This window comes from Microbacterium sp. 13-71-7, from assembly GCF_002257455.1.
GTDB lineage: Bacteria > Actinomycetota > Actinomycetes > Actinomycetales > Microbacteriaceae > Microbacterium.
In genome coordinates, this window is sequence record NZ_NCKN01000165.1 from 1 (window position 1) to 9356 (window position 9356).

The window sequence follows — 9356 nt, forward strand, 5'->3', positions numbered from 1 at the left end:
GGCCCACCAGCCGCGAAGGCCGTTCTTGGGGATGGCGCGGATGCCGAGGGCCGCGGCGTCGCGCTGCTCGCGGGCGGATCCGGTCAGCCACAGCGGTTCCGTCCCCGCATCGCTCGCCGCCCGCCAGAGGGCGAGGGCGCCGTCGCCGATGCCTGCTCCGCAGCCGATCACCCAGCCGCGTCCGCGCGGGACGATCAGGGTCCCCAGGCGCCCGAGCAGATACAGCGGGATCCTCAGCAGCTTGCCGGCGTTGCCCGCGCGGAAGGAGAAGGACGCCACCCCGCGAGCCTACCGGTCGGCGGAGCCGGCGAGCGAAGAGACCCCTGAGTCGAGGAGCCGTCGAGGCGATCTTCCGGGACTCCGTAGACGACGAAGGACGCCGCCTCGCGATCGCGTCGCGGGGCGGCGTCCTTCGTCGGATGCAGGGTTCAGGAGCGGTGGTTCACTGGGCGAGCGTGCCCAGCGTGACCTTGATGTCCTGCGACTGCCCGTTGCGGTTGATCGTGAGCGTCGCGGTGCTGCCGCCGGCGACCGAGCGCACCTGCGCCGTGAGGTCGCTGGCGTCGGTGATCGGGTTGCCGTTGAAGCCCGTGACCACGTCACCGGCCTGGATGCCCGCGTTGGCCGCGGCACCTCCGCTGGAGACCGAGGCGATGGACGCTCCGACGACCGTGGCGCCCTTCTGGCCGCTGGCGTCCTGCACCGTCGCGCCGAGCAGGCCGTGCGTGGCCTTGCCGTCGGCGATGATGTCGTTCGCGATGCGCTTGGCGATGTTCGACGGGATGGCGAAGCCGACGCCGATGTTCCCCGACTGCCCCGACGAGGAGGACGAGGATCCCGCGCTCGCGATCGCGACGTTCACGCCGATGAGCTTGCCGTCGCTGTCGACGAGCGCCCCGCCGGAGTTTCCGGGGTTGATCGCGGCGTCGGTCTGGATCACCGAGATCGAGATCGTCGCGGCCGCGCCCTGCGAGCCGGATCCGCGGCCGGGGATGTCGAACTGGAAGGGCTGCTGGGAGCCGTCCTGGTTCGGGCTCTGCTGCTGGTCTCCGTTGGAGCCCTGCGACGGAGCCGCGGACGACTGGATCTGGATGCTGCGGTTGAGCGCGCTGACGATTCCGGTCGTGACCGAGTTGGCCAGGCCCAGCGGGGCTCCGACCGCGACGGTCATCGATCCGACGTTGAGCTTGGACGAGTCCGCGAACTCCATCGGGGTGAGGCTCGAACCGTCCTTCACCTGGATGACGGCCATGTCGTAGGTCGCGTCGATCCCGACGACGGTGGCGTCGAGGATGCGGCCGTCCGAGGTGGTCACCCTGATGGCGGGGTTCGAGACCTCGCCGTCCAGGGTCACCACGTGCGCGTTCGTGAGGATGTGCCCCTGCTTGTCGAGCACGATGCCCGAACCGGAGCCGGAGGCGCTGGATCCGGAGACCTCGATCGTGACGACCGAGGGCACCGCCTTCGCGGCGATCGCGGTGGCCTCGGAGACCGACTCCGGGTTGTTCACCGTGACGGTGCTCGGACCCGTGCCCGTCTTCGTCGAAGAGGAGCTCGACGAGGTCAGCGCCCCGTACCCGACGGCTCCGCCGACACCGGCGAGGCCGCCGACGAGGGCTGCGGCGATGATGATGGCGGCGATCTTGCCGCCGCCGACGCCGTTCTTGGTCTTGCGCTCCTGGGGCGTCGTGGCGGCAACGCCGAACGCGGCGCCGGTGTGCGCGCCGGGGTGTCCTGGATCGACGGGCTGGGTCTGGTGCGCCTGAGCCTGGATCCCGTAGCCGCCCGTGGGCGGGATCGGCGTGGTGGGCGCGGTGGCGCCGTCCGGGACGGGCGCGCTCGAGGCGGCGGGGGTGGACGAGAACGCCGGGGGCACGGAGTGTCCGGCGTCGGGGTGAGGCGTCTGCTCGTTCATGTCTGCTCCTTTGAACCTTGCCCTTACAGACTGACGGCCGTTTCTGTGTTTTTCTTATGCCGGGTGGCAGATTCCGCTATGGCGTTACCCTGGGCGGCATGGGAATCCTGCCGGGCGCCTGGCGCCGTACGGCGGCCGGTGCCGGGCTGCTCTCCGCAGCCGGAGAGGTCGCCCCTACCATCTTCGCTGAGATCTCCGCCCTCGCGGGCCGCACCGGGGCGATCAACCTCGGGCAGGGCTTCCCCGACGAGGACGGCCCGGCCGAGGTGCTGGAGGCGGCGCGCGCCGCGATCCTCGACGGCGCGAACCAGTATCCGCCCGGGCGCGGCGTGCCGGACCTGCTGCAGGCGGTCTCCGAGCATCAGCGCCGCTTCTACGGGCTCGACGTGGATCCCGACCGCGAGGTCGTCGTGACCGCGGGAGCGACGGAGGCCATCGCCGCAGCCCTCCTCGCCCTCGTGGAGGGCCCGGAGGACGAGATCGTGGTGTTCGAGCCCTACTACGACTCCTATGCGGCGATCGCGGCCCTCAGCGGCGCCACGCTGCGCACGGTTCCGCTGCGCCTGCCCGACTTCCAGCCCGATCCGGAGGAGCTCGCCGCCGCCGTCACCGATCGCTGCCGGGTGATCCTCGTGAACGATCCGCACAACCCCACCGGCGCCGTGCTGAGCGAGGGGATCCGTGCGGAGATCGTCCGGCTGGCGCACCAGCACGACGCGATCATCGTGACCGACGAGGTGTACGAGCACCTCTCCTTCGCCGCGCCGCACGTGCCGATCGCGACCCTGCCCGGCGCCGCCGAGCGCACACTCACGATCTCCTCGGCGGGCAAGACGTTCTCGGTGACCGGGTGGAAGATCGGCTGGATCCACGGGCCGGCCGAGCTCATCACCGCGGTGCTCAGCGTCAAGCAGTTCCTGACCTACGTCAACGGCGCCCCGTTCCAGCCCGCCATCGCCCTCGGCCTGCGCCTTCCCGATGCGTTCTTCACCGATGCGGCGGAGCGCCTGCGCGCGAAGCACGACCAGCTCGCCGCGGGCCTGGATGCGGCGGGCTTCGAGGTGCACCTCCCGGACGGCGGCTACTTCACGGTCGCGGACGCCTCGCGCATCGGCGGAGAGGACGCCGACGCGTTCTGCCGCTCCCTTCCGGAGCGGATCGGGGTCGCGGCGATCCCGCTCACCGCGTTCGTGCGTCCGGAGCACCGCGACGCGTACCGGGGCCTGGTGCGGTTCGCCGCCTGCAAGCGCCCCGAGGTGATCGCCGAAGCCGCGGAACGCCTCGCCGGCCTGCGCGCAGGGGTGTGAGCGGGGTCAGCGCGGGACGACGCGGTAGCGGCGCAGCCGCAGCACGGGGTTGACCTCTCGCACGCGGGCCACGGTCGCGGCGTCGAGCTCGGCGACCGCGATCCCCTCCCCCGTGCCCACTCCGGCGATCACGACGCCCTGCGGGTCGATGACGGCCGAGTGCCCGACGCCGACCGGGGTCGGGTGGTCCGCCGCGACCACGTAGGCGGTGCTCTCGATCGCACGCGCTGCGAGCAGCGTGGTCCAGTGATGCTCCTTGAGCGGACCGCGCACCCACTCCGCGGGCACGACGAGCGCCTCGGCCCCGGCGTCGACGAGAGTGCGCGCCACCTCCGGGAACCGAAGGTCGTAGCAGGTCATCAGCCCGAAGGCGAGTCCGTCCACGGCGAAGGTCGCGGCGGCTCCGACCTCGCCCGCCTCGATCCACCGGGATTCCGACTGCCCGAAGGCGTCGTACAGGTGCTGCTTGCGGTAGACCGCGAGCAGGCCCGTCCCGTCCACGGCGACGAGGGTGTTGCGGATCCGCTCGGCGTCCGCGCGCTCGACCAGGCCGGCGACGATCACCACCCCGTGCAGATCCGCCAGCTCCCGCAGGCTCAGGGTGAAGGCGCCGTCCAGCTCCTCCGCGTTCGCGGCGAGGGTCTCGTCCATCGGGTCGACGAAGTAGCTGGAATACTCCGGCAGCACGACGAGCCGGGCGCCGCGCTCCGCGGCGCGTGCGACGAGGGCGGCGATGCGCTCCCGGTTCGCGGCGCGGTCGTCGACGGACGCGAACTGGCACACGGCGACGGTCACGGTTGCGGTGGTCATGGCTCCATCATCCCGCACGCTCGGGCTTCGGCGATGGGCTCGCACGGATCCTCCGGATCCCGCGATACGCCCGGCCGGCCGGAGGACAATGGAAGCACTGGCCCGCGGCACGTCACCGGAGCCGGAGGAGGCGGTTCCCATGATCCCGCTCATCACCCTGATCGTCGTGGTGCTCCTCGCGATCATCCTTTTCTTCATGTCCGCGCGGATCGTGCGGCAGTACGAGCGCGGCGTGGTGCTGCGTTTCGGACGGCTGCACAACGTGCGCGAGCCGGGGATCCGGTTCATCTTCCCGATCGTCGACGTCCTCATCCCGGTCTCGCTGCGCATCGTGACGATGCCCATCCAGTCGCAGGGCATCATCACGAAGGACAACGTCACGGTCGGCGTCTCGGCGGTCGCCTACTTCCGGATCATGGATCCGGTGAAGTCGGTGATCGCGATCGAGAACGTCCGCGCCGCGATCGACCAGATCGCGCAGACCACGCTACGCCGCGTCGTCGGTCAGCACCACCTCGACGAGATCCTCTCCGACACCGCGGCGCTGAACGCGAACATCCGCGAGATCCTCGATGTCACGACGGTCGAGTGGGGTGTCGAGGTGACCCTCGTCGAGCTCAAGGACATCCTGCTGCCCGACTCGATGAAGCGTGCGATGGCGAAGCAGGCGGAGGCGGAGCGCGAGAAGAGGGCCAAGATCATCGCCGCAGAGGGCGAGGCGCTCGCCGCCGCCCAGCTGGGCACCGCGTCGGACACGATGATGTCGCACCCGCTCGCGCTCCAACTGCGCACCCTACAGACGCTGGTCGAGATCGGCGTGGACAAGAACACGCTCGTGATCGCCCCCGCCCCGCTCGTGAACTCGATCGGCGACGTGATGAACATGATCGACCGGGAGGCCGCCGTCGCACAGATGCGCGCACACTGAGCGTCGGCGCTCGCCCATCGCCGACGCCGCGATCATCCGCGACGGAACACGTGCGGCATCCACGGGCGGCGACGCCGCGGCATCGCCGCCCGTGGCCCTTCGTCGAACGCCAGCGAATCGATCGAGGCCACGAGGAAGGCACCAACGGCGGCGATCGAGCCGACCACGGGAGCGGGCGCGGCATCCCATTCGGTGACGAGATCGACCTCGAACCCCAGGCAACCGACGCGGGCGGCGAGGAAGCGCCTGCCCGTCTCGGTGTTGCGTCGGCGCGCCGCTCTCAGCACGGTGCCGTTGAGTCGTGCTTCAGCGACCGGGTGATCGCCGAAGCCTCCGAACGAGATGAAGGATTCGGCAGCCATCCGGGGCGGCCAGCGCAGGCCGTACTCCACCGCGTGCGCCGGAGCAGGCTCGTCCGGACCGTCATCGGGGTCCAGCAGGCTCTTCGGCGAGGCGGCGAACTCGTCCTCGTCGGCGAAGAACTGGGTCTCCATGCCGAACGCCGTGACGGCCGCGAGACCTGACCATCCTCCGACCAGCGCACGGCGCTGCTCGAGCTCGAAGGCCATCGTCGTGATCTGCTCACCGTCGGCGTCGACGACATCGGCCAGGACGACCTCGTCGCTCAGCGCCCTGCAGCGCGCCACGTTCACACCAGCACTCCCGGCGAAGGAAGGCAGCAGATCGACGTACTCGCCCTGCCTCCTGCCCAGCACCAGTCGGGCCCCGCTCGGATCCTCCCAGCGAACGACTTCCACACCGTCGGCTGCGCCCAGCGAGTAGCCCCGCGCGGCCAGCCGGCCGACGACGGTCTCGAACTCCGTCCGATCCCCGAACTCGAATCCGATGCAGGAAAGATGCGAAGCCACCCGAACCTCCCGTTTCGTCGTAGAAAGCCGAAGGCCCCCTGATCGGGATTTCTCCTGATCAGGGGGCCTTCTCTTGTTGCGGGGACAGGATTTGAACCTGCGACCTCCGGGTTATGAGCCCGGCGAGCTACCGAACTGCTCCACCCCGCGGCACAAGAGATAGCCTAACACGGGATTTCGCAGGGCGCGAATCGAGCGCTACTTGGCGGTGCTGCTGCCGCTCCCCTCGAGCGCGAGCAGCCGGTTCACGGCGTCGGTGAGCTTCTGGTCCTGTGCGGCGAACTCCGTCAGGTTGCCGGCCTTCAGCGCGGCATCACGGGCGAGCATGGCCGCCTTGGCGTCGGCCAGCGCCGCCTGGAACGCCGCGTCGCCCGTGGGCGGCGTGGTCCCGGTGCCCGTCCCGGTGCCCGGGGTCGGCGTCGGGTTCGGGGTCGGGGTGATGTTGTTGTCGCCGCCGGTCGCACCGGAGTCGCCGCCGAACAGCTGATCCAGAGCCTCGGTCAGCGTGTCCGCGAACGCGATCTTGTCGCCGAAGGCGACGAGGATCTTCTGCAGGCGCGGCACCTGCGTGCCGCCCGACGACTGCACGAACACGGGCTGCACGTAGAGGAACCCGCCGCCGACCGGCAGCGTCAACAGGTTTCCGTGGGTCACCTTCGACTGCCCCTGCTTGAGCAGGTTGAGCTGCTGGCCGACCGTCGGATCCGAGTCGAACGAGTTCTGCACCTGGCCAGGGCCCGGCACCGTGGTGTCGGCGTCGATCTCCAGCATCCGCAGCTTGCCGTACGAGTCGGACTTCTTGCCCGCCGTCGAGCCGGCATCGGCGTCGACCGAGAGGTAGCCCATCAGCACGTTCCTGCTGTTCGACCCCTGCGAGGCAGGGATGAACGTCGTGTACATGGAGAACTGCGACTGCTCCTGCCCCGGCACCTTCATGGTCAGGTAGTACGGAGGCTGCAGCTCGGGGTTGGCCGAATCGCTCTGCGGGTCGTTCGGGGTCTCCCAGAGGTTGTCCTGCCGGGCGAACGAGGCCGCGTCGGTGACGTGGTAGGTGCCGAGCATCGCGCGCTGCACCTTGAACAGGTCGGTCGGATAGCGCACGTGGCTCATGAGCTGCCCGGACATGTCGCTGATCGACTTCAGGGTTCCCGGGTAGATCTTCTGCCAGGTCTTCAGCACGGGGTCGGTCGGATCCCACGCGTACAGGGTGACCTTGCCGTCGTAGGCGTCGACGGTCGCCTTGACCGAGTTGCGGATGTAGTTGATGTCGTCCGTCACGAAGCCGGGCTGCGTGTTCACGGAGTCGCTGATCGCCTTGGGCAGGTTCACCGTGGTCGAGTACGGGTAGCTCGAGCTCGTGGTGTAGCCGTCCACGATCCACACGATCCGCCCGTCCACGATGCTCGGGTACGGGTCGCTGTCCAGCGTCAGGTACGGCGCGGCCTTCTGCACCCGCAGTGCCGGGTCGCGGTCGTACAGGATCTGGGAGTCCTGGTTGACGCTCTCCGAGAAGAGGATCTGCTCCGACTGGAACTTCAGCGCGTAGAGCAGCTTCGTGAAGAAGTTGCCGACGCGCGGCCCGCCGTCGCCCGTGAACGTGGTCTTCGTCTGGTTCTCGCTGGAGTCCTTGCCCCGGGGGTAGTCGATCTCGATCGGTGCGGTGCTCTTCGGGGCTCCGACGATCGAGTAGTCCGGGGAGTTCTCGCCGAAGTAGACCCTCGGCTCGAACTTCTGACCGTCGGTCAGCGCACCCGAGGTCGGGATGCCCCGCTCCAGGAAGACCGGCTCCCCGTCATCGGTGCGCTGGTTGCCGGCCGCGGCGACCAGGCCGTAGCCGTGCGTGTAGACGAGGGTGTTGTTGTTCCAGGTCTGGCTGCCGATGCGGTTCGTGTCGATCTCGCGCACGGCGACCACGGCGTCCTGGGTCTTGCCGTTGATCGTGTAGCGGTCGACGTCGAGCTTCGACGGGAACTTGTAGTAGCTGCGGTACTGCTCGAGCTGCTGGAACGTCGGGCCGATCACGTTCGGATCCATGATGCGGATCGATGCGGTGGTGTCCGCGTCGCTGCGCAGCTGCCCGGTCTCGGCCGTGGTCTGCGCCTTGAACGGCGTGGTCTGCACGCCGTCGATCCCGTACGCCGTCTTCGTCGCCTTGAGGTTGCGCTCGTAGTACTGCGCCTGGAGCTGGTTCTGGTTCGGCTTCACCTGGAACGTGGTCACCGCCCACGGATAGGCGATGCCGAGCACGAGGGCCGCGACGATGAGCAGCGCGGTCGCCGCCAGCGGATAGCGCCAGTGCCCGATCACGGCGGTGATGAAGAACAGCACCGCGACGAGGGCCGCGATGATCGCGAGGATCGACAGGCCGGGGATCACGGCGTTCACGCCGGTGAACGCCGCTCCCGTGATCTTGTCCTCGGTCGCGGTCAGCGTCTTGTAGCGGTCGACCCACAGGCTCACGGCCTGCACCAGGAGGTACACGCCGGCGATCACGGCCAGCTGCACCCGGGCCGCCTTGGAGATCCGCAGCTCGCCCTGGCCGATCCGCACCGAGCCGTACAGGTAGAGCACGAGCGCCGACACGAGCAGGCTCAGGATCAGCACGGCGGAGATGAAGCCGAGGAGCGCCTCGTAGAACGGGAGGTCGAACAGGTAGAAGCCGGTGTCCAGGTGGAACTGCGCGTCGGTCTGGCCGGTCGCCGTGCCGTTCGCCCACTGCCACACGGTCTCCCACTGGCCCGCGGCGGCGAAGCCGGAGAACAGGCCGAAGAAGACGGGCATCCCCCACATCGCCAGGCGGCGCAGCGGCTCCACGACCTCCTGATAGCGGTCCAGCTGCGAGCTCAGCCGCACATAGACCGGGCGCAGCCGGTAGGCGAGCTGGATGGCGATGAACATCGGCACAGCCATGCCGAGGAAGCCGACGACGAACATCGTCGCGCTCGCGATCCACCGGGTGGTGAGCACCTGCGCGAAGTTCAGCTGGTCGTACCAGAGGAAATCGGTGTACATCGACGCGAACACGAAGAACGCGGCGATGAGCACGGCCAGGATCACCACCGTCGCGAGGACGATGCGTCGGGCAGTACGGGGCGCGGCCGGTGCAGGTGAGGTGGTCACCGTTCCATCCTAGGTCGGGCCCTTCGCGGGATCCTGAGCCGCGCAGTTCCCGGCTTCGCCCGTCGCGAACGCGCTCGCTACTTCTTCACGTCCGCGGCGGTGCACGTGGGCAGCGCCGAGACGTCTCCCCCGTCGGCGATGACCTTCAGCGCATCCAGCGACTGCTTCAGGCTGTCGGTGCGCACGACCGTGAGCCCCGAGGGCACGTGGCCGTAGACCTCGTCGCAGTTGGATCCCGGGGCGAGGAAGTAGTCCGCACCCGCCGCACGCGCGCCGTAGAGCTTCTGCCGGATGCCGCCGATCGGGCCGACCGTGCCGTCGCCGGTGATCGTGCCCGTGCCCGCGACCTGCTTGCCGCCGTTGAGCGCGCCCGGCGTGAGCGTGTCGATGATCCCGAGCGCGAACAT

At 69.3% G+C, this 9356-nt stretch carries 7 protein-coding genes, 1 tRNA gene and 1 pseudogene; 2 read left to right on the forward strand and 7 right to left on the reverse strand.

What is annotated here, in order from left to right; genetic code table 11:
- Positions 1–279 (reverse strand): annotated as a pseudogene (locus tag B7X32_RS14750) (glycosyl/glycerophosphate transferase); the annotation flags it as partial.
- A 163-nt stretch (positions 280–442) separates the two neighbouring features.
- The gene (locus B7X32_RS14755) at positions 443–1915 is read right to left on the reverse strand and encodes a trypsin-like peptidase domain-containing protein (RefSeq protein ID WP_292721130.1); all 1473 of its coding nucleotides are present in this window, start codon (positions 1913–1915) and stop codon (positions 443–445) included.
- A 98-nt stretch (positions 1916–2013) separates the two neighbouring features.
- Between B7X32_RS14755 and B7X32_RS14760 the strand changes: the two genes are divergently transcribed.
- Positions 2014–3222 (forward strand): aminotransferase class I/II-fold pyridoxal phosphate-dependent enzyme, encoded by a 1209-nt coding sequence (locus B7X32_RS14760; protein WP_292721133.1) that lies wholly within the window; start codon positions 2014–2016, stop codon positions 3220–3222.
- Between the two features lie 6 nt (positions 3223–3228).
- Here the strand turns inward: B7X32_RS14760 and B7X32_RS14765 are convergent, their stop codons facing one another.
- A complete protein-coding gene (locus B7X32_RS14765; protein ID WP_292721136.1) occupies positions 3229–4032 on the reverse strand; it encodes a carbon-nitrogen hydrolase family protein in 804 nt (267 codons plus the stop codon).
- A 139-nt stretch (positions 4033–4171) separates the two neighbouring features.
- On the opposite strand from B7X32_RS14765, the gene B7X32_RS14770 reads away from it, so the two are divergent.
- The gene (locus B7X32_RS14770; RefSeq protein ID WP_292721139.1) at positions 4172–4960 is read left to right on the forward strand and encodes a slipin family protein; all 789 of its coding nucleotides are present in this window, start codon (positions 4172–4174) and stop codon (positions 4958–4960) included.
- Between the two features lie 32 nt (positions 4961–4992).
- On the opposite strand, the gene B7X32_RS14775 is transcribed toward B7X32_RS14770, so the two are convergent.
- The 4 genes from B7X32_RS14775 to B7X32_RS14790 all read right to left on the reverse strand — a co-directional run.
- On the reverse strand, positions 4993–5829 hold the full coding sequence (locus B7X32_RS14775; RefSeq protein ID WP_292721142.1) for a hypothetical protein: 837 nt from the start codon (positions 5827–5829) through the stop codon (positions 4993–4995).
- A 76-nt stretch (positions 5830–5905) separates the two neighbouring features.
- Positions 5906–5979: transfer RNA gene (locus B7X32_RS14780), tRNA-Met, on the reverse strand.
- 48 nt (positions 5980–6027) lie between these two features.
- Positions 6028–8949, reverse strand: coding sequence for a UPF0182 family protein (locus B7X32_RS14785; RefSeq protein WP_292721144.1), 2922 nt, complete (start codon positions 8947–8949; stop codon positions 6028–6030).
- A 77-nt stretch (positions 8950–9026) separates the two neighbouring features.
- Positions 9027–9356, reverse strand: a 330-nt coding sequence (locus tag B7X32_RS14790; RefSeq protein ID WP_292721147.1) for a S16 family serine protease, incomplete at its 5' end; no start/stop codon positions are given.

What these genes read in the sequence shown, in the direction of transcription:
- B7X32_RS14765 (WP_292721136.1), bottom strand. Translation starts at nt 4,032, where the DNA reads ATGACCACCGCAACCGTGACCGTCGCCGTGTGCCAGTTCGCGTCCGTC.
- B7X32_RS14770 (WP_292721139.1), top strand. Translation starts at nt 4,172, where the DNA reads ATGATCCCGCTCATCACCCTGATCGTCGTGGTGCTCCTCGCGATCATC.
- B7X32_RS14760 (WP_292721133.1), top strand. Translation starts at nt 2,014, where the DNA reads ATGGGAATCCTGCCGGGCGCCTGGCGCCGTACGGCGGCCGGTGCCGGG.
- B7X32_RS14755 (WP_292721130.1), bottom strand. Translation starts at nt 1,915, where the DNA reads ATGAACGAGCAGACGCCTCACCCCGACGCCGGACACTCCGTGCCCCCG.